Source organism: Halococcus salsus (genome assembly GCF_009900715.1).
Taxonomy (GTDB): domain Archaea; phylum Halobacteriota; class Halobacteria; order Halobacteriales; family Halococcaceae; genus Halococcus; species Halococcus salsus.
On sequence record NZ_JAAAJC010000001.1, the window covers coordinates 59,845 to 82,126 of the forward strand.

General features: G+C 67.5%; 21 protein-coding genes. 13 read left to right on the plus strand and 8 right to left on the minus strand.

The genetic code is table 11. The features are described from left to right. Nucleotides 1-26 precede the first annotated feature (26 nt). From GT355_RS00270 to GT355_RS00285, 4 genes are read right to left on the minus strand one after another with little or no spacing between them, the layout of a single operon-like run. Nucleotides 27-1,211: an ABC transporter ATP-binding protein gene (locus GT355_RS00270; RefSeq protein ID WP_160132660.1), complete on the minus strand. Its 1,185-nt coding sequence runs from the start codon at nucleotides 1,209-1,211 to the stop codon at nucleotides 27-29. Nucleotides 1,212-1,263: 52 nt separating this feature from the next. After that, nucleotides 1,264-2,103 (minus strand): carbohydrate ABC transporter permease, encoded by an 840-nt coding sequence (locus GT355_RS00275; protein ID WP_160132661.1) that lies wholly within the window; start codon nucleotides 2,101-2,103, stop codon nucleotides 1,264-1,266. Next, nucleotides 2,103-3,044, minus strand: a complete 942-nt coding sequence (locus GT355_RS00280) for a carbohydrate ABC transporter permease (protein ID WP_160132662.1) — start codon at nucleotides 3,042-3,044, stop codon at nucleotides 2,103-2,105. Before GT355_RS00280 ends, GT355_RS00275 begins: the two co-directional genes overlap by 1 nt. Before the next feature lie 4 nt (nucleotides 3,045-3,048). Then, nucleotides 3,049-4,467, minus strand: a complete 1,419-nt coding sequence (locus GT355_RS00285; protein WP_160132663.1) for an extracellular solute-binding protein — start codon at nucleotides 4,465-4,467, stop codon at nucleotides 3,049-3,051. Between the two features lie 230 nt (nucleotides 4,468-4,697). Here GT355_RS00285 and GT355_RS00290 point away from each other — a divergent pair, with 230 nt between their 5' ends. Next, nucleotides 4,698-5,957, plus strand: coding sequence for an AGE family epimerase/isomerase (locus tag GT355_RS00290; RefSeq protein ID WP_160132664.1), 1,260 nt, complete (start codon nucleotides 4,698-4,700; stop codon nucleotides 5,955-5,957). Between the two features lie 64 nt (nucleotides 5,958-6,021). Here GT355_RS00290 and GT355_RS00295 read toward each other — a convergent pair whose 3' ends face one another. Next, nucleotides 6,022-7,329, minus strand: a complete 1,308-nt coding sequence (locus GT355_RS00295; protein WP_160132665.1) for an acetamidase/formamidase family protein — start codon at nucleotides 7,327-7,329, stop codon at nucleotides 6,022-6,024. A gap of 343 nt (nucleotides 7,330-7,672) precedes the next feature. Between GT355_RS00295 and dapA the strand changes: the two genes are divergently transcribed. The 9 genes from dapA to GT355_RS00340 all read left to right on the plus strand — a co-directional run bounded on the left by dapA (nucleotide 7,673) and on the right by GT355_RS00340 (nucleotide 15,839). Then, nucleotides 7,673-8,590, plus strand: a complete 918-nt coding sequence (dapA, locus tag GT355_RS00300) for a 4-hydroxy-tetrahydrodipicolinate synthase (RefSeq protein ID WP_160132666.1) — start codon at nucleotides 7,673-7,675, stop codon at nucleotides 8,588-8,590. Between the two features lie 32 nt (nucleotides 8,591-8,622). Next, entirely contained in the window at nucleotides 8,623-9,351 is a 729-nt protein-coding gene (gene dapB, locus GT355_RS00305; RefSeq protein WP_420825956.1) for a 4-hydroxy-tetrahydrodipicolinate reductase, read from the plus strand. Continuing rightward, nucleotides 9,348-10,175 (plus strand): 2,3,4,5-tetrahydropyridine-2,6-dicarboxylate N-succinyltransferase, encoded by an 828-nt coding sequence (locus tag GT355_RS00310; protein ID WP_160132668.1) that lies wholly within the window; start codon nucleotides 9,348-9,350, stop codon nucleotides 10,173-10,175. Before dapB ends, GT355_RS00310 begins: the two co-directional genes overlap by 4 nt. Continuing rightward, entirely contained in the window at nucleotides 10,175-11,419 is a 1,245-nt protein-coding gene (lysA, locus tag GT355_RS00315) for a diaminopimelate decarboxylase (RefSeq protein WP_160132669.1), read from the plus strand. Before GT355_RS00310 ends, lysA begins: the two co-directional genes overlap by 1 nt. Next, nucleotides 11,416-12,297, plus strand: coding sequence for a diaminopimelate epimerase (gene dapF, locus GT355_RS00320; protein WP_160132670.1), 882 nt, complete (start codon nucleotides 11,416-11,418; stop codon nucleotides 12,295-12,297). Before lysA ends, dapF begins: the two co-directional genes overlap by 4 nt. Continuing rightward, a complete protein-coding gene (locus GT355_RS00325) occupies nucleotides 12,297-13,400 on the plus strand; it encodes a M20 family metallopeptidase (RefSeq protein WP_160132671.1) in 1,104 nt (367 codons plus the stop codon). Before dapF ends, GT355_RS00325 begins: the two co-directional genes overlap by 1 nt. A gap of 25 nt (nucleotides 13,401-13,425) precedes the next feature. Then, complete coding sequence (locus GT355_RS00330; RefSeq protein ID WP_160132672.1) at nucleotides 13,426-13,887, plus strand: ferritin-like domain-containing protein; 462 nt, start codon at nucleotides 13,426-13,428, stop codon at nucleotides 13,885-13,887. A gap of 158 nt (nucleotides 13,888-14,045) precedes the next feature. Continuing rightward, entirely contained in the window at nucleotides 14,046-15,314 is a 1,269-nt protein-coding gene (locus GT355_RS00335; RefSeq protein ID WP_160132673.1) for an inorganic phosphate transporter, read from the plus strand. A 60-nt stretch (nucleotides 15,315-15,374) separates the two neighbouring features. Continuing rightward, nucleotides 15,375-15,839 carry a universal stress protein gene (locus tag GT355_RS00340; RefSeq protein ID WP_160132674.1) on the plus strand — a complete coding sequence of 155 codons (465 nt, stop codon included), beginning with the start codon at nucleotides 15,375-15,377 and terminating at the stop codon, nucleotides 15,837-15,839. A gap of 31 nt (nucleotides 15,840-15,870) precedes the next feature. Here the strand turns inward: GT355_RS00340 and purB are convergent, their stop codons facing one another. Further along, nucleotides 15,871-17,253 carry an adenylosuccinate lyase gene (gene purB / locus GT355_RS00345; protein WP_160132675.1) on the minus strand — a complete coding sequence of 461 codons (1,383 nt, stop codon included), beginning with the start codon at nucleotides 17,251-17,253 and terminating at the stop codon, nucleotides 15,871-15,873. 342 nt (nucleotides 17,254-17,595) lie between these two features. On the opposite strand from purB, the gene rqcH reads away from it, so the two are divergent. Continuing rightward, the gene (rqcH, locus tag GT355_RS00350) at nucleotides 17,596-19,689 is read left to right on the plus strand and encodes a ribosome rescue protein RqcH (RefSeq protein WP_160132676.1); all 2,094 of its coding nucleotides are present in this window, start codon (nucleotides 17,596-17,598) and stop codon (nucleotides 19,687-19,689) included. Nucleotides 19,690-19,698: 9 nt separating this feature from the next. On the opposite strand, the gene GT355_RS00355 is transcribed toward rqcH, so the two are convergent. Continuing rightward, nucleotides 19,699-20,388: an SHOCT domain-containing protein gene (locus GT355_RS00355; RefSeq protein WP_160132677.1), complete on the minus strand. Its 690-nt coding sequence runs from the start codon at nucleotides 20,386-20,388 to the stop codon at nucleotides 19,699-19,701. After that, the gene (locus GT355_RS18120) at nucleotides 20,378-20,830 is read right to left on the minus strand and encodes a zinc ribbon domain-containing protein (RefSeq protein WP_205250424.1); all 453 of its coding nucleotides are present in this window, start codon (nucleotides 20,828-20,830) and stop codon (nucleotides 20,378-20,380) included. The genes GT355_RS00355 and GT355_RS18120 overlap by 11 nt, the downstream gene beginning before the upstream one ends. 95 nt (nucleotides 20,831-20,925) lie before the next feature. Between GT355_RS18120 and GT355_RS00365 the strand changes: the two genes are divergently transcribed. Then, a complete protein-coding gene (locus GT355_RS00365) occupies nucleotides 20,926-21,099 on the plus strand; it encodes a hypothetical protein (RefSeq protein WP_160132678.1) in 174 nt (57 codons plus the stop codon). A gap of 108 nt (nucleotides 21,100-21,207) precedes the next feature. Beyond that, nucleotides 21,208-22,278 carry an mRNA surveillance protein pelota gene (locus GT355_RS00370; RefSeq protein ID WP_160132679.1) on the plus strand — a complete coding sequence of 357 codons (1,071 nt, stop codon included), beginning with the start codon at nucleotides 21,208-21,210 and terminating at the stop codon, nucleotides 22,276-22,278. Nucleotides 22,279-22,282: the final 4 nt, after the last annotated feature.

Sequence of the window (22,282 nt, forward strand, 5' to 3'; positions counted from 1 at the left end):
CCGCTAAAACGTTTCGACGACGAGCGTCAGGTGTCGGCCGTCTCGGTGTTCTGCCCCTCGATCTTCGAGAGGAGTTCCTGTTCGGTGCGTTCGAGCAGCCGGCGGTGGTGGACCGCCTCGCCCGAAGCCCGCTCGAAGAGGTAGAAGGTGTCCTTCGGGACGTGGACGAACCACGTCTCGCCCGACTCGATCGGGAGCTGGCCGTCGACCTCGGCGACGAAGGTCTCCTCGCTCTCGCTCTCGCCCTCCGGCCGGGTGAAGTAGACGTACTTCCGGCTCCCCATCGGCTCGACGACGTCCACGACGCACTCGAAGTCGTCGGGCGAGTCGGCCTCCTCGCGGAGTTCGATGTCCTCCGGGCGAACCCCGAACAGCAGCTCCGTCCCGTCGTCGATCCCCTCGGTCGCGTCGGGGTCGACGTCGTAGGAGATGCCGTCGGCCGTCAGTCGGTCGCTGTCGAGCGTGACCTCGAAGAAGTTCATCGACGGGCTGCCGACGAACCCCGCGACGAACGTGTTCGCCGGCCGGTAGAAGCACTCCAGGGGTGTCCCGACCTGCTGGAGCTTGCCGTCGTTGAGGATCGCGAGCCGGTCGCCCATCGTCATCGCCTCGGTCTGGTTGTGGGTGACGTAGACCGTCGTCACCCCGAGTTCGCGCTGGAGGCGCTTGATCTCGGTGCGCATCTCCGCGCGGAGTTTGGCGTCGAGGTTCGAGAGCGGTTCGTCCATCAGGAAGGCGTTCGGGTCGCGGACGGTCGCCCGCCCGATCGCCACGCGCTGTTTCTCCCCGCCCGAGAGCTGGCTGGGGTCGCTGTCGAGCATGTGCCCGATGTTCATGGTCTGGGCGGCGTCCTCGACGCGGGTGTCGATCTCGTCGTCCGAGAGGTCGGTCGACATCTTCAGCCCGAAGCTCATGTTCCCTTTGACGGACATGTTCGGGTAGAGCGCGTAGTTCTGGAACACCATCGCGATGTTGCGCTCGCCGGGTTCGAGGTCGCCGATCGGTTCGCCGTCGATCGTGATCTCGCCCTCGGTCTGTCGTTCGAGCCCCGCGATCATCCTGAGGAGCGTCGACTTCCCGCTCCCCGAGGGACCGACCATGATCAGGAACTCGTCGTCCTCGACCGTGAGGTCGACGTCGTCGACCGCGACGATCTCGTCGCTGCCCTCCGCGAACGTCTTCGTGATACCGTTGAGTTCGATTCGTGCCATTAGTGTGATTCCGTCTGTCGGTTGTCGGTCGTTGCGCGGGTGGGTCGAAGGATCATTCCTTCAACACCACCCCGAAGCTCAGCCCGGAGGCGAGGTAGCGGTTCGCCGCGACCAGGAAGACCAACACAGGGATGATCATCGCCATCGAGGCCGCCGCCAGCATGCTGTACTCGATGTTTCGCGACCCGATGAAGGTGTAGACCTGGAGCGAGACGGTCACCGCCTGGTTGTTGGTGAGCACCAGCGAGAACAGGAGCTCGATCCACGCGAAGATGAAACTGATCACGGCGACCGAGATGATCCCCGGTACCGCCGAGGGCAACACCACCTTCCGGAACGCCTGCGAACGGCTTGCACCGTCGACCATCGCGGCCTCTTCGAGGGATTCGGGGATCCCGTCGAAGAAGGACTTCATCACCCAGACGACCACTGAAATGTTGATGGTGATGTACATGAACACCAGCCCGATCAGGGTGTCGTAGAGGTCGAAGGTCCGGAAGATAACGAAGAAGGGGATCACCACCGCGACCGGCGGCAACATCCGCGAGGAGAGGATCCAGATCAGGACGTCGGGCTTCTTCGGGATGTCGTAGCGCGAGAGCACGTAGGCTCCCGGAACCCCGATCAGAAGCACGAGCACCACGGAGGCGCTCACGCTGATGAGGCTGTTCGCGTAGGCCGAGACGAACGCGGGGTCCCCGATGAGCTGGAGGTAGTTGTAGACCGTCGGCAGGAAGACCCAGTCGGGCGGGAGGTCGATCGCCTCGCCCGGCGGTTTCAGCGACATGAACGCGATCCACGCGAGCGGGAACAGCGCGATGACGGTCCAGAGGAGCAGGACGACGTGCCGGCCGACATCCTTCGCCGTACTGTCCGAGCTGGCGGTCGCCATCAGTCGAGCACCTCCCCGAAGCCGACGACGCGGATCAGGATGTTACAGATGATCAGTACGACCACGAGGTAGACGATCGCGAGCGCGCTCGCCGCCCCGAGGTCGACGTAGGTGAAGCCGGTCTGGAAGATCTGGATCCCGATCAGCATCGTGGCGTTCCCCGGTCCACCCTGGGTGAGGGTGTAGACCAGCCCGAACGACCGGAAGAGGTCGATCAAGCGAATGAGTATCGCCACGAACAGGACGGGTTTGAGGTAGGGGATCACGACGTGGACGTACCGCCGCCACATCGGTGCGCCGTCGATCCGGGCGGCTTCGAGCAACTCGTCGGGCACCGACGAGAGGCCCGCGTAGAAGATCAGGAACATGAACGGCGTCCAGTTCCAGGTGTCGATCAGGATCACCGTGAGCAGCGGGACGTCGGTGAGGAAGGCGGGTGCGACGAACGGGGTGTAGCTGTTGATCAGGTAGGGGATGATACCGAGCTGGGGCTGGAGCATCACCTGGCCGATCGTCGCGAGGCTCACGGGCGCGACCGCCATCGGGAGGATGAACGCCACGCGGTAGAACGACTTCGCCCGCCCGCTCGCGACGTCGTTGACGAGCGCGGCGAGCCCGAACCCGAGCACGGTTTCGAGCACGAGCGCGCTCAGCACGAAGACCGTCGTCACCGTGACCGACTGCCAGACGGTGGGGTCCGTGAAGACCACCGCGAAGTTGTGGAGCCCCGCGAACGTCCCCAACTGGTTCGGGTTGACGTAGGTGTAGTTGACGAGGCTGAGATAGAGGTCGTAGACCCCGGGGAAGATCGTGATCAGGAGGACCACGAGCACCATCGGGGTCGCGAGCCAGACCGGGAGGTAGTCGTTCCAGACGCCCTTGAGCGAGCCGAGCGCGCCGTCGCCCTGGTCCGAGCCGACCGACCGGGTATCCGTACTCATCGGATCACCCGCTCCCCGCCGTGAGCTCGGCCTGCTGGGCGGCCTTCTCGAAGGCCGACTCCACCGACTTGTTGCCGGCGATGGCCTGCTGGAGCTGGATCGAGTACTTCTGGCCCCAGACGGGGTACTGCGGGTCGAACGGCTCGATCTTCGCGCTTTGGAGCGACTGGAGGGAGACGTCGGCGAAGTTCTGGCCGTACTTCTGGCGGTAGGGGTCGGCCTCCCAGATCGACCGCCGGACCGGGAACGAGGCCGAACCCTGAATGGCCATCGCGCGCTGGGTGGGCTTCGCGGTCGCCCAGATCATGAACAGGAACGCGGCCTCGGGGTTGGCGGCCACCGGCGAGGTCGAGAGCTGCCAGACGAACGCACCCGGCACGAACGAGCTGTCCTTCCCCTTCGGCACCGGCATCTTCGCGATCGCGATGTCGTCGGCGACCTGCGAGGAGCTCGGGTCCGAGAGGCTCCCCCAGAACAGGTTGGCGTCGTTCAGGATGTGACCCGCCCCGCCCTGTTGCATCGTCGCGACCACCTGGGACCACTCCATCGTGGCGGCCGAGGCCGAGCCGTACTGCTGGAGGGTGTCGACGTAGAACCGACCCGCCTTCATCGCCGTCTCCGTGTCGAGCCCGGAGTCGTTGGGATAGGACTCCCAGAGCTGCCCACCGAACTCCCGGATCCACGGGTCCATCGTGTAGATGTTCATCCCGTAGCCCTTCTGCCCGCGGTTGACCACACCCACCACGTCGGATTCGTTCGCGTGGATCGCCTTCGCGTTCCGCAGGAACTGGTCGGTGGTCTTCGGGACCGAGAGCCCGTGCTTCTCGTAGAGGTCCTCCCGGTAGAACATCGTCTGGACCTCGACGGTGATCGGGAGCCCGGTCCAGTAGGGCTGGCGACCCGCGCCGTGGGCGGCCTGCCGACAGACCTGGAGGAGGTCCTGGGTGCCGTACCAGTCCTCGTCGAAGAGGGTGTCGCTGTTGAAGTACGGGTCGAGGTTCTTGAGCCAGCCCGCGCGGGCGAACTGGTTGACGACCTGGTCCATGAAGAACAGGTCGAAGTTACCTGCACCCGTGCTCACGTCGGTGAGACGTTTGGTGCGGAACTGCTGTTCGGGAAGGATGCTCCAGACCACGTCGATCCCCGTCAGCTCCTCGAAGACCGATACGTAGGGTCTGATGTTCGTCACCCAGTCGTGCTGGACGGCCCCGAGGTTGATGCTGGTCCCCTCGTGGGCCCGCCAGTCGATGTTCGCGTCCCGATAGGCCGAGGGGTCGAGCCTCGACGACGGGGACGTCGTCGACGAGTTCCCCGACGAATTGCTGCCGGAACTCGTGCCGCCACGGGTGCAGCCTGCGAGGCCGACACCGGTCGCGAGCCCGGCCGTCGTGAGGAATCGACGACGTGTCTGTTTATTAGTCATAGATACGATGTCACCGGTTATTTTCCCACATTTTTATACTTATCGCCGAGGTCTGGATCTAACTCGATGCCATCCTCGCCGGAGTCGTCACGGCTCGTTCCACGTGCGATACGTGCTCCCTACGGGCGTTTCGTCGGCACTGCGTGTCGTCGCTGGTCGTGACGAACCCGTGGTCCGGTCGTCGAACTCTCACCAGAACGACTATTGAAGCCACCGCTGTGTCTACGGGCATGACCGACGCGGCCACCGTCGTCGAGACGTACCGTCCGAAGCTCGAAGCGGTGCTGGAGGAGAACGTCCTCGACTTTTGGTTTCCCCGATGCATCGACGAGGCGGGTGGCTTTCTGACGAGCTACGATAGCGAGGGCGAGTTCGCGGGCAACGGCCACAAACAGGTCGTGACCCAGGCGCGGATGGTCTGGTTCACCGCACGACTCGCGCGCGAGGGCTACGGCGAGGAGTATCAAGAAATCGCCGAGCACGGCCTCGATTTCCTGCTGGGCGAGATGTGGGACGGCCAGGATGGAGGGTTCGTCTGGGAAGTCGAACGCGACGGCACCACCTCGAAACCCAACAAACACTGCTACGGCCAGTCGTTCGGCCTCTACGCCCTCTCGGAGTACCATCGGGCGACCGGCGACGACCGCGCCGCCGAGTACGCCCACGAGCTCGTCGACCTGCTCGACGAGTACGCCAAAGACGAGGTTCACGGGGGCTACGTCGAGTACTTCACGCCCGAGTGGGAGCCGATCCTCGAAGGCAGAACCTACCTCGACAACATCGAGCCCGACTGGTCGCCGAAGGAGTCCGGCGACGACGCGCTCGACGCCTCCCTGAAACTCATGAACACCCACCTCCACCTGATGGAGGCGTTCACGACCTACTACGAGGTGTTCGAAACCGACCGCGGTCGCGAGCGCTTGCACGAACTCCTCGACGTCCTCACGAACACCGTGGTCCGAAAGAAACTGGGTGCGTGTTCGGACAAGTACACAGCCACTTGGAAACCTAAGCTCGACGTCGAGGACCTGCGGGTGGTCTCGTACGGCCACGACATCGAGAACGTCTGGCTCTCGATGGACGCCGCCGACGCCCTCGGACTCTCGAAGGACCTCTACACGGACCTCTACGAGACGCTCTGGGAGTACACCCTCGAATACGGCTACGACGACGACCATGGAGGATTTTACTTCTACGGTGGCTTCGACGAGCCCGCGAGCTTCCGGGTCAAGGCGTGGTGGGTCCAGGCCGAAGGCATGACGAGTGCGCTTCGGATGTACGAACACACTGGCGACGAGCGCTATCTCGACGTCTTCACCGAGACCTACGACTTCCTCGACGAGTACGGTATCGACCACGACGTGGGTGAGTGGCACTCGGGCGTGACCGACGACCTCGAACCCGTCGGGCGGAAGGGGGCGGTCTACAAGGCCGCCTACCACAACGGCCGCGCGCTCCTCGAATCGATCGCGGCGCTCGAACGGCTGTAGGGCGTCCGCTTCTCCCCGCCCACGGGAACGTGACCGGAATCGAGCGATATCGACCCAACCTCGTTCAGCGGTCGTACTGGCTTCTGACGAGGTGTGCGATGCCGCGGTCTTCGAGCCGCTCCATCGGCGCGAGCAGGGTGAGTTGGACGACGCCCGGGAGACGGCCGATCTCCACCCCGCCGGTGAACGTACAGCGCCCACGGACCTCGCCCTCGGACATCCCGAGGAGGGCGGTGGCGCGGTCGAAGGCGTTCTGTGTCGCGGCGTTGATCGTCTCGCCGCTTCCGACGACCTGGATCGGTCCCACGTCGTCGACCAGCTCGACCCCGTACTCCGCTGCGAGCCGTCGTCCGGTTTCGAGTTCCCGGTCCGTGTAGGGCGCGCTGATGTGCGGGAGGTCCGCCTCGTTGGGGAGCAAGATCGGGCCGTCGATGTCGAGCCCCTTGATGACCTCGACGCCGATCTCGGTGCGGCCGCTCACGTCGGTCGTGTGGAGCGAGAGCTCGCCGTCGCCCTGGTTGGCGTGGAGGTCGCCGACGTAGACCCCCGCGCCGTCGGTCTTCACCGGGCAGATCAGCACCGCGCCCTCGCGCACCGCGTTGACGTCCATGTGACCGTCGGTCCGCTGGCCGAGGGCCTCCTCGTCCGGGAGGCCCCAGTCGTGTTCCGCGCCGACGAGGAACTGGCCGAAGTCGCCCGCGTTGTGCGAGTCCGGGAGTTCGATCGGGGGTGTGGTGCCGATGTTCCCCACGAAGGGTCGGAGGTGGCCGAGCGTTCCCGGCATCCCTGAAGGCTTGTAGAGCAGGATCGGGTGCTGGCGGGCGTGTTCGGGGATCGCCATCGCCTCGCGCGCCTCGTTCGCGAGGTCGTCGGCGGCTTCCTCGTCCATCGTCAGTCCGACAGTTCGATCCTCGTCGAACGCGACGGTGTAGCCGAACTCGAAGCCGAACGAGGAGGCGTTCTCGCCGCACTCGGCGCACTTGATCGCGTCCTCGCCCGTCCCCTCGACGACGCTCTCGGGCCACTCGGTGCCACACCCGGGGCAGCGGTGGTCGACGAACGGGTCGTCGCCGAACGCGCCCTCGCGCTCGGCCATGCTGCCGGTGCTCGTCGCGACGCTGGTGACCTCCACCGACCGGATCGTGAGCGCGACCGCGTCGCCGACCGCGGCGTTCTCGACCCGGACCGGTCGGGTGACTTCGTGGCCGCCGCGGAAGTCGGGGGTGATCATCGGTCCCCAGCACGCCGGCGGGGTGTGGGTGTGGATCGTCCCGCCGTCGGCGACGGTGCCCGCCCACTCCTGGTCCGGGCCGACCAGCCCCTTCGTGTACCGGTCGACCGTGATCTCCCGCTGGACTTCGTGTTGTGCCATAGCTTGTTCACGAGTCGTGTCAACATAACTCTATCAACTTGCGGTCGGAGCTCTCGCTGGTCGCGACCGACCCGTTCTGACTCATCGACGCTCTTCGTCCCGCGTTTCGCCCGCACTGGCAGGTTTCGCGCACGTCACAACGCCTAAGTCCTCCGGGTGCCGTGGTCGTGATATGCGACGCGTCACACCCTCACAAAGGCGGTCGACGACCGCCGGGTGTGACGAGTTCGAGGCGGCGACCGGGGCGAAAGCGAAACGCAGTGCGGTCGGTTCGCGGCGGGTGTAGCGTCCCGTCGCGCGCCGTTTTCGTGTATCGACTCCAGAGTCTCCACTCCACCACCACATGACACACCAGATCGACCTCGACGGCGTCTTCCCCGCGATGGCGACGCCGTTCGAGGCGGACGAAAGCATCGATTTCGACGGACTACGAACCGAAGCCCGACGACTCGCGGACGCGGGCGTCGACGGTTTGGTCCCCGTCGGCACCACCGGCGAGAGCGCGACCATGACCCACGACGAGCACGTCGCGGTCGTGGAGACCGTGGCCGAGGCGGTCTCGGTCCCCGTCGTCGCCGGCGCGGGCTCGAACTCGACACGCGAGGCGGTCGAGCTCGCCGAACGAACCCGCGACGCCGGTGCCGACGCCCTGCTCCTGATCTCACCGTACTACAACAAGCCCGAACCCGCCGGGATGGAGACCCACTTCCGGACCGTGGCCGACGCCGTCGACCTCCCGCAGGTCGTCTACAACGTCCCCGGTCGGACGGGCCGCACGATAGAAGTCGACACCGCCGTGACGCTCGCCGAGCACCCGAACGTCGTCGGCTACAAGTCCGCGAGCGGCGACCTCGCCACGGTCAGCGAGGTCATCGAACGAACCCGCGAGACCGACTTCACCGTGCTCTCCGGTGAGGACGCCGTCACGCTCCCGACCCTCGCGGTGGGCGGGCGCGGCACCATCAGCGTCGCGGCGAACGTCGAACCCCAGCGCGTGAGCCGGATGGTTCACGCCGGGCTCGACGGCGACTTCGAGCGCGCTCGCGACCGCCACCACGAGCTCGGGCCGCTGTTCCGTGCGCTGTTCTGGGAGACCAACCCGATCCCGCTGAAGGAGGCGCTCTCGATCCGGGGTCACATGAGTCCGAGAATGCGCTCGCCGCTCTCGCGGCTCTCGGCGAAGCGCCGCGACGCGCTCGCCGAGATCCTCGCCGACCTCGCGACCGACGACCAACGAACCCCCGCGGAGGTCGAACGGTGACGGCGGTCGGCGTCACCGGCGCGACGGGGACGATGGGCCGGGCGGTCCTCGAGACGGCCGCCGAGCGCGACGATACGACGGTCGTCTTCGCGGCGAACCACACCCCGACCGACGAGCGCGTCGCAGGCCACGAGGTACGGTCGACCGACGATCTCCCCGACCTCCTCACCGACCACGCGCCCGACGTCGTGGTGGACTTCACGGGTCCGGACTCCGCCGTCGAGTACGCGACGGCGTGTGCCGGATCGGGTGTCGGGTTCGTCACCGGCACCACGGGCTTCGAGGCGGACCATCGCGACGCGCTCCGCGAGGCCGCCGACCGGATCCCCGTTCTGTGGGCGGCGAACTTCTCGCGCGGGATCCACGCGCTCGGCGACGCGCTCGCCGAGACGGTGGAGACCCTCCCCGGCTCCGACATCGAACTCACCGAGACCCACCACAACCGAAAGCGCGACGCGCCGAGCGGTACGGCGACCACCCTGCTCGACCGGATCGACGACGCGAGCGCGGCGGACCGCGACCGGACCTACGGCCGCGAGGGCGAGCAACCCCGCGACGGAAACGAGGTCGGGGTTCACGTCCGGCGAGCGGGGAACGTCCGCGGCGAACACGAGGTCCTCCTCGCGGGCAACGATGAAGTGCTCACCTTGACGCACCGCGCCGAGAGCCGGGGCGTCTTCGCCGGCGGCGCGCTCGACGCGGCGGTCTGGCTCGCCGGGCGTGATGCGGGTTGGTACGGGTTCGAGGAGGTGCTCGCGTGAGCCTCGAAACCGAGATCGAGGAGCTCTGGGCGCGCGCCGACGAGGGACTGACCGCGAGCGAGGCCGGTGCGGACGAACGCGACACCCTCGACGCGTTCCTCGACGCGCTCGAAGCCGGCGAGGTCAGAGCGGCCGAGAAGCAGGGAAGCGAGTGGGTGGCGAACGAGTGGGTGAAGCAGGGTATCCTCCTGAACTTCAGTCTGCGTGAGACCCAGCGCCGGGAGTACGGCGACGTGGCCTACCACGACGTACTCCCGCTCCGCTCGACCGACGACCTCGGCGAGCGCGGCACCCGGAACACCCCCGACGGAACCGTCGTGCGGCGCGGGGCCTCGATCGGCAGCGATGCCATCCTGATGAGTCCGTGTTTCGTCAACGCGGGCGCGTACGTCGGCGACGGCACGCTCGTCGACTCATGTGATACGGTGGGGTCGTGTGCCCAGGTCGGCGCGGACGTGAAGCTGGGCGCGAACACGCTCCTCGGCGGCGTGCTCGAACCCGTCGAGGACACACCCGTGGTGATCGAGGAGGGCGTCTCGCTCGGTGCGGGCTGTCGCGTGACCTCGGGGTTCGTGGTCGGCCACGACTCGGTCGTGGGCGAGAACACCCTGCTGACGCCCCGGATCCCGGTCTACGACCTCGTCGAGGAGGAAGTCGTCTACGGCGAACTCCCGCCCGAACGCCGGGCGTTCACCCGGTTCGTGGAGTCCTCGATAGGCGAGCACGACCTCTTCGACGGCGGGGCCTACAAGCCCGCCGTGGTCGCCACCGCCGTCGAGAACAGGACGTTGGAGGCCACCGAGCGCGAGGAGGCGCTCCGGTGATGGCGGGAGTCGCGGTAGATACGACGAGCGAGAACCCGGCCGTCCGACGGCTCTCCGATTGGTCGGCGGCGCGGCTGCGCGACCTCGCCGGTGAGTACGAGAGCCCGCTCTACGTGGTCGACCTCGAACGCGTGCGCGAGAACGCGACCCGTCTCCGCGAGGCGTTCCCCGACGCCGCGATCGACTACGCGGTGAAGGCCAACGCCAGGAAGCCAGTGCTCGAAACCCTCGCCGACGAAGGGTTGGGGGCGGAGTGTGCCTCCGCTGGCGAGGTCGTCCGGGCGCACGAGGCGGGTTTCTCGACCCTGCGCTACACCGCCGTCAACCCGCCCGCCCGCGACCTGGACCGAGTGACCGACCTCGCCGCCGAACGCGAGATCACGATCACCGTCGGCGCGCGCGACACGCTGACCCGACTGGCCGACCGGGGCTGGACGGGGCGGGTCTACCTCCGGGCAAACCCCGCCGTGGGCGCGGGCCACCACGAGAAGGTCCGAACCGGCGGCGACCCGACGTTCGGCATCCCGGCCGACCGAGTGGGGGAAGTCGCGACCGATGCCGAAGAGATGGGTTTCGACCTCGTCGGGCTCCACGCCCACGCCGGCAGCGGGATCCTCGACGACCTCGGTCGTCACGAGGCGCTAGTCGAGCGGGTGAGCGAGATCGCGACCGAGCTCGCCGACCACGACCTCGACGCGGTGAGCATCGGCGGTGGGTTCGGGGTCCCCTCCCACGAGACCGAACCCCCGCTCGATCTCCCAACTCTCGCCGAGACGACGCGCGAGGCGTTCGCCGTCGACGCGCGGCTCGGGATCGAACCCGGCCGGTATCTCGTGGCCGACGCGGGCGTCCTCCTCACGCGGGTCAACACCGTCAAGCCGACGCCCGAGACCACCGTTGTGGGTGTCGACGCCGGGATGACGGCTCTGGCCCGCCCCGCGCTCTACGACGCGTTCCACGAACTCCGCTCGCTCGCGGGGGACGCGTCGGATCGCGAGACGGTCGCGGCGACCGTCGCCGGCCCGGTCTGTGAGTCCACCGACACGCTCGCCCGCGACCGACCCCTCTCGGCACCCGAGCGCGGCGACCTCCTGGCCATCGGCAACGCCGGCGCGTACGGCTACGAGATGGCGAGCACCTACAACTCCCGACCCCGACCCGCGGTCTGTGCCCTCGACGGCGACGCGTCGTGGGTCTGCGTGCGGCGCGAGACGGTATCCGACCTCACGAGGCTCGACCAATGATATCATTCGACAAGTTCCACGGCACCGGCAACGACTTCTTCGTCATCGACGCGGCCCAGCCGGTGACGGACCGACGACGACTCGCGATCGACCTCTGTGACCGCGAGAGCGGGGTCGGGGACGGAAACGGCTCCACCGGTGCGGACGGCGTGCTCTACCTCGCGCTCGAAGCCGGCTACGCCTCGCCGCGGGTCGTCATGACGCTGGTCCAGCCCGACGGCTCGACCGCCCCGATGTGTGGCAACGGCGCGCGCTGCGCGGCGGCGTGGGCCACCGAACGAACGGGCGAACGCGTCGTGATGGTCGACACCCAGTCGGGAACCCGGCGCGCGACGGTCGACGAGGAGAGCGTCTCGATCGAGATGGGGCTGCCACGCTTCTCGCCCGAGGCCGTCCCACTGGCGCGTGACGAACCGCTCGTCGAGGAAGCCATCGGCGACCTCGACGTGACCGCGGTCGACATCGGGGTCCCCCACGCGGTGGCGTTCGTCGAGGACGTCTCGACGACCGACCTCGAATCGGTCGCACCGCCGGTCCGCCACGCCGAGGTCTTCCCACACGGGGCGAACGTCACGCTCGCGAGCCCGGACGGCGAAGGCGGGTTCGACCAGCGGACCTACGAGCGCGGCGTCGAGGGCGAAACGAAGTCCTGTGGCACCGGCGCGGTCGCGGTCGCGGCGGTCGCCCGAAAGCTCGGCCGTGCCGAGGACGATTCGGTGACGGTCTCCCCGCCGGGTGGCGACCTCGAAGTCAGCTTTTCGGGCACCGAAGCCATCCTCCGCGGCCCCACCGAGCGCGAGTTCGCGGGCCGGGTCTCGATGGGCGGCTCGCGCTCGGTCGAGATCGACGGCGAAACCGGCGCGACCGCCGACGACTGATGGCCGACTTCGACCCGGTCGCGTTCCTCGAACGCGCGGTCGAGATCCCCTCCCACGAGGACGTCGACGGGATGCGTTCGTTCCTCTGTGAGACGCTCCGCGAGCACGACATCGACCCCACGGTGGACGACGCGGGCAACGTGACCGCGAGCCGAGGCGGCGATCCCGACGGCCCCCACCTCGTCCTCAACACCCACATCGACACGGTCGCGCCCCATATTCCTCCTTCCCGCGACGGCGACACCCTCTCGGGGCGGGGGTCGTGCGACGCGAAGGGACCGCTCGCGGCGATCCTCGCGGCGTTCTTCGACTGCGACCCCGAGGCCGGCCGCGTCACGCTCGTCGTCACCCCCGACGAGGAGGTCTACTCGACGGGGGCGGCGGCGATCGTCCCGGACCTCGACCTCGACCCCGAACGCGGCGACGCGGTCATCGTCGGCGAACCCACGGGCCTCGACGTCTGTACCGCTGCGAAGGGCCGGTTCGAGGGTGTCGTCGAGATCGAGGGCGAGAGCGCCCACGCCGCCGAACCCGAGAGCGGGACGAACGCCATCTCGCTCGCCGCCCGCGCGGTCGAGGCGCTCCCCGGCTTCGACGACCGACCCGACGGGCTCGACGCCCACCCCGACCTCGGCGCGCCGACGCTCACGCCCACCGTGATCGACGGTGGCGACGCCACGAACCAGGTCGCCGGCGCGTGTGAGATCGTCCTCGACCGCCGAAGCGTCCCGCCGGAGACCGCCGACGGCTACGAGACGGGTCTCGACGAGTACCTCCGCGAGCGCCTCGGCTCGCGGGTCTCGTTCGAACTCACCGACCGGAAGACGCCGTTCCTCGAAGCCTTCGAGACGGATGCCGACGCCGGTGTCGTGCAAGCCTTCCGGGAACTCGACTGTGCGACGCGGCCGTTCACCGCCGCGACCGAGGCCTCGTACTTCGCCCGACGTGCGCCTACCGTCGTGTTCGGCCCGGGTGTGCTCGCCGACAGCGAGGGGCCGGTGGCCCACGCCGACCGCGAGTACGTCCGTCTACCGGAGGTCGAACGAGCGGCTGAGACCCTCGAGAACGCCGTCGAAACGTGTCTCCGCGAAAGCCACTCTTAAGTGTTCGACAGCCCTCCGGGGAGACATGAGCACCGAAGGCGACGAGGACGTTCTCGACCTGCTTCACGCCGCACGTAACGACGAGTTCGAGACGGTGATCAACTACCAGACCGACGCCATCGCGATCGAGGGTGTGACGGCCGAGGAGGTCGCCAACGGCCTCCGCGAGGACGTCGAGGAGGAGCTCGGGCACGCCGAGACGCTCGGCGAGCGCATCACCCAGCTCGGCGGCCAGCCGAAGGGCTCGTTCGACCTGGAGATGGGCCAGGAGAGCCTCCAGCCGCCGGAGGATTCGACCGACGTCCTGAGCGTGATCGAGGGCGTCATCGAGGCCGAACAGGGTGCGGTCGAGACCTACCGCGAACTCATCGAGGCCGCCGAGGCGGCCGACGACCCCGTGACCGAGGACCTCGCGACCGAACTCCTCGCCGACGAGGAGGAACACCTCGCGGAGTTCGAGGGCTTCAAGGCCGAGTTCGACGACTGAACCGTCGCTCCCGCTTCGTTCGACCCGACTCGTTTTTCGACCGGTAAGAAGATCTGACACGGCTCGCGCCGTGTTCCGACCGCGTTCGTCCGTCGGAGGGTCGGAAACGAAATCCACATACGACGACGACGACGACTCCCAAACGTACACGACTTCGTATGATCTCTGCATTGCTCGTGGTTGGTCTCTTGGTCGCGGCGTTCGTCGGCTACAACATCGGTGGCTCCTCGACGGGGGTCGCGTTCGGGCCGGCGGTCGGGAGCCGAATCACGGGCAAGACCCTCGCCGCCGGGCTCTTCACCCTCTTCGCGCTGATCGGCGGGTGGACGGTCGGGCGGAAGGTCGTCACGACCATGGGCGGGGAGATCGTGCCGTCGAGCCAGTTCACGCTGGTCGCGAGCACGGTCGTCCTCTTTTTCACCGGTCTCTCGCTGCTGATCTCGAACCTCTACGGTGTGCCCGCCTCGACCTCGATGACCTCCGTCGGCGCGATCGTCGGGCTCGGCTTCGCCAGCAACACCCTCAACGAGACCCTGATGTTCTCGATCGTCTCGGCGTGGATCGTCGCGCCGTTGGTCGCCTTCTGGGCGGGGGTCGTCATCGGGCGATACGTCTACCCCTACCTCGACGCCCGGGTCTCGTTCGCCCGGATCGAAGGCGGCCTGTTCCACCTCGACCGGTCGGGGACGGTTCCGACACCCCGGCTCAACGAGAACGTTGGGCCGCGCGACGTGATGGGGGCGGCGCTGGTGCTCGTGGTGGCCTGTTACAACGCCTTCTCCGCGGGCGCGTCGAACGTCGCCAACGCGGTCGCCCCGCTCGTGGGGAGCGGCCAGATCACGGTCGAGCAAGGCGTCATCCTCGCGGTCGTCGCGATCGGCCTCGGGGCGTTCACGATCGCCCGGCGAACCCTCGATACGGTGGGCGACGGTATCACCGACCTCCCGATCCTCGCCGCGATGCTGGTCTCGCTGGTGGGCGCGACGATCATCACCGTACTCTCGAACATGGGGATCCCGGCGAGCCTCGCGGTCAGCATGACCTCCTGTATCATCGGTCTCGGCTGGGGACGGTCCTCGCGGGCGGTGACGCTCGCCGACGCCGCCGGCTCCGCGATGAGCGGCGAGGGCGGGCCCGACCTCTCCGTGGGCGCGCTCGCCGCCGAGACCACACCCAAGACCGGCGAGTCGCCGCTGCCGCCCGGTCCGACCGTCGGCGACCTCGCGACGGCCAAACCCGCCGAGGAGCCACCGGACACCGACGAACAACCGGCGCAGGTCCCGAAGATCGGCGAGGAGGACCCCGACGAACTCGTCGCCGAGGAACTGTTCGACGCCGCGGCCACCAGCCGGATCGTGATGCTCTGGCTGCTGACGCCGACCATCTCGACCATCGGGTCGTACGTGATCTTCGCGTTCGTCCTCTGACGGGCGATGCCGGACGCCGGATGAGCAACGGATTTGTCGTCACCCGACCAACCGCTCCTCATGAGCGACTCGTCCGCACCGAAACACGTGCTCGTTCCGATCGACGGCTCGCCGCAGTCCGAACGCGCCCTCGACTTCGCGTTGACGTTCGAGGACGCCAAAATCACCCTCCTCACCGTCATCGACCCGGTCGACGTCGACCCCCTCACGAGGGGCTATCAGTCGCCGACGGGCGTTCCGGGCATGGTCGGCTACAGCGAGGAGTGGTACGAAGGCGTACTGAACGACGCCGACGAACTCCACGAACGGCTCCGCGAACGCGCCGACGACCCGGACCGGGTCGAGGGGACCGAGGTCGTCTTCGGTCGGCCGACCCGTCGGATCTGCGGCTACGTCGCCGACCACGACATCGACCACGTCGTGATGGGGGCCCACGGCCGCACAGGGATCACCCGGGTCCTCCTCGGCAACACCGCCGAGTCGGTGGTGCGCCGGTCGCCGGCCAACGTCACCGTGATCCGATGATCTACCGAGCGCGCGCGGACAGCGGCTCCCGTCACTCCCGCGAGTCGGCCAGCCCGTTCGCGACCCCGGTGTAGCTCGCGGGCGTGAGCGCCCGTAGCTCCTCGCGGGTCGTCTCGCTCACGTCGAGGTCGTCGAACAGCTCGTGGAAGTCGTCGAGGCTCGTCCGCCGACCGCGGGTCAGCTCCTTCACCCGCTCGTAGGCGTCCGAGTGCCCCTCGCGCCGGAGGATCGTCTGGACCGCCTCGCCGACGACCTCGGGGTTGTCAGCCAGCTCCTCGCGCATGACCCGCTCGTTCGGGACCACCTTCGAGAGCCCGATGCCCGTTTTTCGATAACCGATGAGACAGTGGGCGAACGCGCTCCCGACGTTTCGCTTCACCGTCGAGTCCGAGAGGTCGCGCTGGAGGCGGGAGGTCGTGACGTAGGAACCCAAAAATTCGAGGTCGGAGTTCGCCTTCTCCAGGTTCCCCTCGCTGTTCTCGAAGTCGATGGGGTTGACCTTGTGGGGCATCGTCGAACTCCCGGTCTCGTCGTTTTCGCTATCCTGGCCGAGATAGCCGTCAGAGACGTAGCGCCACGCGTCGCGGTCGGCGTCGAGCAGGACTCGGTTCGCCCCGCGGAGCGCGTCGAACAGCCGTGCGAGGTCGTCCGAGGGGTTCAACTGCGTCACGGGTTCGACGTGCGCGAGTCCGAGGGAGTCGACGAACTCGGCGGCGAACGCCTGCCAGTCCACTTCGGGGTAGGCGGCGTGGTGGGCGGCGTACGTCCCGCTCGCCCCGGCGAGCTTCCCGGCCAGACCGTCGGCCGCGCGTTCGACCCGGTCGATACCTCTCCGAAGCCGCCCGGCGTAGACCCCCATCTCCTTACCGAACGTGGTGGGTGTGGCGGGCTGACCGTGGGTCCGCGCGAGCATCGGGGTGTCGGCATACGCCGTGGCGAGGTCGGCGAACTTCTCCCGTACTGCTTCGAGCTCGGGGACGAGCACGTCCTCGACCGCGGGTTTCCAGCACACCCGGCGGGCGAGGTTGTTGACGTCCTCGCTGGTGAGGCCGAAGTGGACCCACGAGGCGATAGCGGGGTCGGGGAGGCTGTCGCGGACGAAGTACTCGACGGCCTTCACGTCGTGATTCGTCGCAGGACGGTCGTCGGTCCCCTCGGTTTCGAGCTGCTTCACCCGCTCCGCATCCTCTTCCGAAAACGACTCGTAGACCTCGCGGAGGGTTTCGCGGTCAGTGTCGTCGATGGCGAACGGCGTGGCATCGAGGTCGGCAAGCGCGATCAGGTACTCGATCTCGACCCGGACGCGCGCGCGGATCAACGCGCCTTCGCTCGCGTACTCGACCAGGGGCTCGGTGTAGCTCGCGTAGCGACCGTCGAGCGGTGAGACGGTCGCGAGCGGGCCGCGGGAAGTCATGCGCGATGGTGGGATGCTTTGGATGAAAGAGGTGTCGAACTCGAAGTGGTTTGGTCCTGTGTCGAGAGTCTTCGTTACGATGGGATTCGGTTGAAGGATGCGACGATTCGATTTTGGCAATTCCTGACGACAGTGAGTGACCGCCCCGCGCCACGCCCTCCCCAACCGATTCGCGTCGCTCGTTGCACTCGCTCCGCTCATCCCTCGCACGAGTCGGCCGTCGAAGACGGCCTCCCGCGCGCCACACCATCCGCACCGCCACCGCTCGCCCAATGCTCGGCCCGCGACGGTCCCGGACGGCGGTAACGACACCTCTTTTCGGCGCGGGTTCGGTGGGAGAACATGAACCCGAAACGCGAGCTCACCAGCGTCGACCTCGCGGCGCTCGTGACCGAACTCGGGCGCTACGCCGGCGCGAAACTCGACAAGGCCTACCTCTACGGCGACGATCTGCTTCGATTGAAACTCCGGGACTTCGACCGTGGCCGCGTCGAACTCATGGTCGAGGTCGGCGAGACCAAACGCGCCCACGTCGTCTCGCCCGACCACGTGCCCGACGCGCCCGGTCGGCCACCGGATTTCGCGAAGATGCTCAGAAACCGACTCTCGGGGGCCGACTTCGCCGGGGCCTCGCAGTTCGGCTTCGACCGCGTGCTGACCTTCGAGTTCGAACGCGAGGACCGGGACACGAGGATCGTGGCCGAACTCTTCGGCGAGGGCAACGTCGCGGTGCTCGACTCGACGGGGGAAGTCGTCGACTGTCTCAACACCGTTCGCCTCCAGTCCAGAACCGTGGCCCCCGGCGCACAGTACGAGTTCCCCTCCTCGCGCTTCGACCCGCTCGCAGTCGACTACGAGGGCTTCGCCGCCCGGATGGAGGAGTCGAACACCGACCTCGTGCGGACCCTCGCGACCCAGCTCAACTTCGGTGGGCTCTACGCGGAGGAGATCTGTACCCGTGCCGGCGTCGAGAAGGAGCAGGCCATCGAGGACTCGGGTGAGGAGGAGTACACGGCGCTGTTCGACGCACTCACCCGCCTCGCGGAGCGCCTGTCGAGCGGCGACTTCGACCCGCGGATCTACCGCGAGGACGAGGAACCGGTCGACGTCACACCGTTCCCGCTCGAAGAGAACGACCACCTCGACAGCGAGGGTTTCGAGTCGTTCACCGAGGCGCTCGACGCCTACTTCGTCGACCTCGAGACCACCGAGAACGAGGAGGGCGGCGGGCGCGAGAAACCCGACTTCGAGGAGGAGATCGAACGCCAGCAACGCATCATCGACCAGCAGGAGGGGGCGATCCAGGGCTTCGAGGAACAGGCCGAGACCGAACGCGCGAAGGCCGAATCCCTCTACGCCAACTACGGTCTCGTCGACGAGATCCTTTCAACTGTGCGCACGGCGCGCGAACGCGACACCCCGTGGGAGGAGATCGAGGACCGGTTCGAGGAGGGCAAAGCACAGGGGATCCCGGCGGCGGAGGCCGTCGCGGGCATCGATTCGAGCGAGGGAACGGTCGGGGTGGAGATCGACGGCGAGACGGTCACCCTCGACCCGCGCGAGGGCGTCGAGCAGAACGCCGACCGGCTCTACCGCGAGGCCAAACGCGTCCTCGGCAAGAAGGAGGGTGCGGAGGAGGCGGTCGCCGACACCCGTGCCGAGCTCGAAGCCCTCGAAAAGCGTCGCGAGGAGTGGAATTCAGGCGGCGCGGACGCGACCGACGCCGACGACGACGCCGAGGACATCGACTGGCTCGACCGCCGCTCCATCCCGGTCAGAACGAACGAGCAGTGGTACGAGCGCTTCCGGTGGTTCCACACCTCGGACGGGTTCCTCGTGCTCGGCGGGCGCAACGCCGACCAGAACGAGGACTTGGTCAAGAAATATCTCGACCGCGGCGACCGCTTCTTCCACACCCAGGCCCGTGGTGGGCCCGTCACGATACTCAAGGCCACCGGCCCGAGCGAACCGACCCGCGAGATCGACCTCCCCGAGACGACGCTCGACGAGGCCGCGACGTTCGCCGTCTCGTACTCCTCCGTCTGGAAGGACGGGCGCTTCGCGGGCGACGTCTACATGGCCGAACCCGACCAGGTCTCGAAGACCCCCGAGAGCGGCGAGTACCTCGAAAAGGGCGCGTTCACCGTTCGCGGCGACCGCACCTACTTCAGGGATACGGCCGTGAGCGCGGCGGTCGGTATCACCTGCGAACCCGAGACCCGCGTGGTCGGCGGTCCGCCGTCGGCGATCGAACCCCGAACGGAGACCTCGGTCACGCTCGAACCGGGTCAGTACGCCCAGAACGACGCCGCGAAGCGCCTCTATCGGACCTTCCGCGAGCGGTTTCGGGATACCTCCTTCGTCCGGAAGGTGGCGAGCCCCGACCTCATCGCGGAGTTCCTGCCGCCAGGCGGGAGTCGCGTCGTCGAGGACTGACCCGAGTACTTACCACGAACGTTCGGTTTCCGGCGATTCACGACCCCGGTTTCGGTCGTCGTGTTCGCTTTCGAGCAGCCGTTCGAGCCGGCGTTCGAACTCGTCCTCGCCGATCTCGCCGCGGGCGTATCGGGACCGGAGCGTTGCCAGCGCGTCGTTGTCGGCCACCGTTCCACCCGTCGATTTGCCAGTGCCGGACGTTCGACTCCGCTCGCTCGGTCCGCCGACGAGCTGGTCGGCGACGTCGGCCGCGAGAGGGATCCGGCGGGTTTCACCCCGGTAGGCCGTGATGATAAGGAACACCCAGAGGCCGAGCGTCACGAGCGAGACGAGGCCGCTCAGCGTCGCGCCGACGGAGGAGATCCCGATGGCGGTGAACACTCCGAGAAAGACGTTTACCACCGCGAGCCCACCGAACACCGCGATGCTCTGGGCGGCGTGGAATCGGGAGAACTCGTCGTCCTCAAGCAGGTAGACCGCGATCCCGGAAACGAAACCGAGAACGTAGGCGAGCGCCGCCGTGATGTTCGTCTCTAACCCGAGCGTCGTGTCAGAGCGCTCCGACCCCAGCGTCGACCCCCCGTTGTAGCGGGCGTTGCGGACGCCGCAGTGGGGACAGACCTCGGCCTGGACCGAGATCACCTCCCCACAGTGGCGACAGAACACCTCGTCGGTGTTTCGGCGACGCTTAGAACTCATGATCCTCCCGATTTCGAACACCCGCATCGGCGGTGCGGTACGCGTCGTAGATAGCGTAGCCCCAGATGAGCGGCGTCGTGACGAACCCGATGCCGACGACGATGGATACCGTCGAGACGAACATCAGCGCCATCAGCGCAACACCGCGACCGATGTCGCCGTTGTAGATCTGACCGGCACCCGTCCAGACCGCGGAGAGGAGCGCCGCGACGCCCGGATTCTTCCCGCTCTCGGTCGGCGGCGGTCGCTGTCTGACACCACACTCTGGGCAGATCTCGGCGGCCGCCGCGACGGAGCGGCCACAGTTCCAGCAGTAGACCTCGTCGGTTTCGTGGTGTCGCCTCGTCGTCGATCCCTCGACGGACCGTTCGTGGGACCCCGCCCGCGGTGAGCGCTCGTCGGTCGCATCGACCGTCGCCGTCGGCTCCCGCTGGTCGCTCACGGAGCCCCCACGACGCGTGGATTCGATGGTCGAGTCATCTGTCGTTCGTGAATCAGTTCACGATGGCATAACTCTTGTCTCCCGCTGACTCCGCGATGGAATCGAGCACCAAACGTCGATACATATTCAATCGTGTCGTTCGTTCTCGAATCGATGGATCTCGACTCGTCGCTATCGAGCGGCTCGTCACGACGACCCGGGTACTGGTCGGCTTCGCCGTGTTCGCCTCCGTCCTCGCGATCCCTGTCCTCCTGCTGATCCTGGGCTGACGAGACCCGACCCGAGGACCGCGACGGCCATCCCGTCGTCCCTTCGGACCCACACGGGTCGGTACCGCGAACGACAGCGCACTTAGCCCCACATCCCCGAGGACCACCATGCGCATCAACGGCCGGACGACCGTCGAGGGCGGGCGCGAGCGCTGGACGCTCGTCCCCGAGAGCCTCGACGACCTCTGGCATCTCTCCTACGTTCTCGAACCCGGCGACCTCGTGAGCGGCGACACCACCCGCCGCATCCAGCGCGACGACGACCGGATGCGCGACACCGGCGGCGAGCGCGAACCCATGTCCGTCACCATCAGTGTAGAGGAGAGCGAGTTCCACAAGTTTGCCAACCGCCTCCGGGTTTCCGGGACTATCGAGTGGGCCTCGCGCGAGGATCAAGTCGGTCATCACCACACCCTGAACGTCGAGGAACGCGAGGAGGTCGAGATCGAGAAGCGCTGGCAGCCCGACCAGCGCGAGCGGATCGAGGAGGCCGTCGAGGCCACCGAGAACGCCGAGGTCGCCATCGCCACGGTCGAGGAGGGTGCGGCCTCGATCCACACCGTCGCCCAGTACGGCACCGAGGAGTACGCCTCTCTGACGGGGCCGACAGGAAAGGGCGAGGACGCCCGCGACCGCGAGGAACTCTTCGGGGACCTCGCGAGCGCCCTCTCACACCTCGACGTCGACACCGTCCTGCTGGCCGGGCCGGGATTTACCAAAGAGGACGCCCGGAAGTACATCGAGCGCCACCACTCCGAGGTCGCCGAGAAGTTCGGCGCGACGGTCGACACCAGCGCCGCCGGGGATCGTGGGGTTCACGAGGTCCTGAAACGCGGCGCGGTCGAAGAGGTCCAGGCCGAGACTCGAATTGCAGAAGAGGCCGAGCAGATCGACGAACTCACCGAACGCATCGCCACCGAGGGTGCGGCGACCTACGGTATCGAGGCGGTGGCCGAGGCGGCGGAGTACGGCGCGGTCGAGGAACTGCTGGTGCTCGACGACAAACTCCGCGAGGAGCGTGCCGGCGAGGGCGACTGGGACATCGACGCGAACGAGGTCATCGAGAGCGTCGAACAGCAGGGCGGCTCCGTCACCGTCTTTTCGAGCGAGTTCGCGCCCGGTAATCAACTGGGTGCGCTCGGCGGTATCGCGGCGCTGTTGCGCTACCGGCTGGAGTGATTCG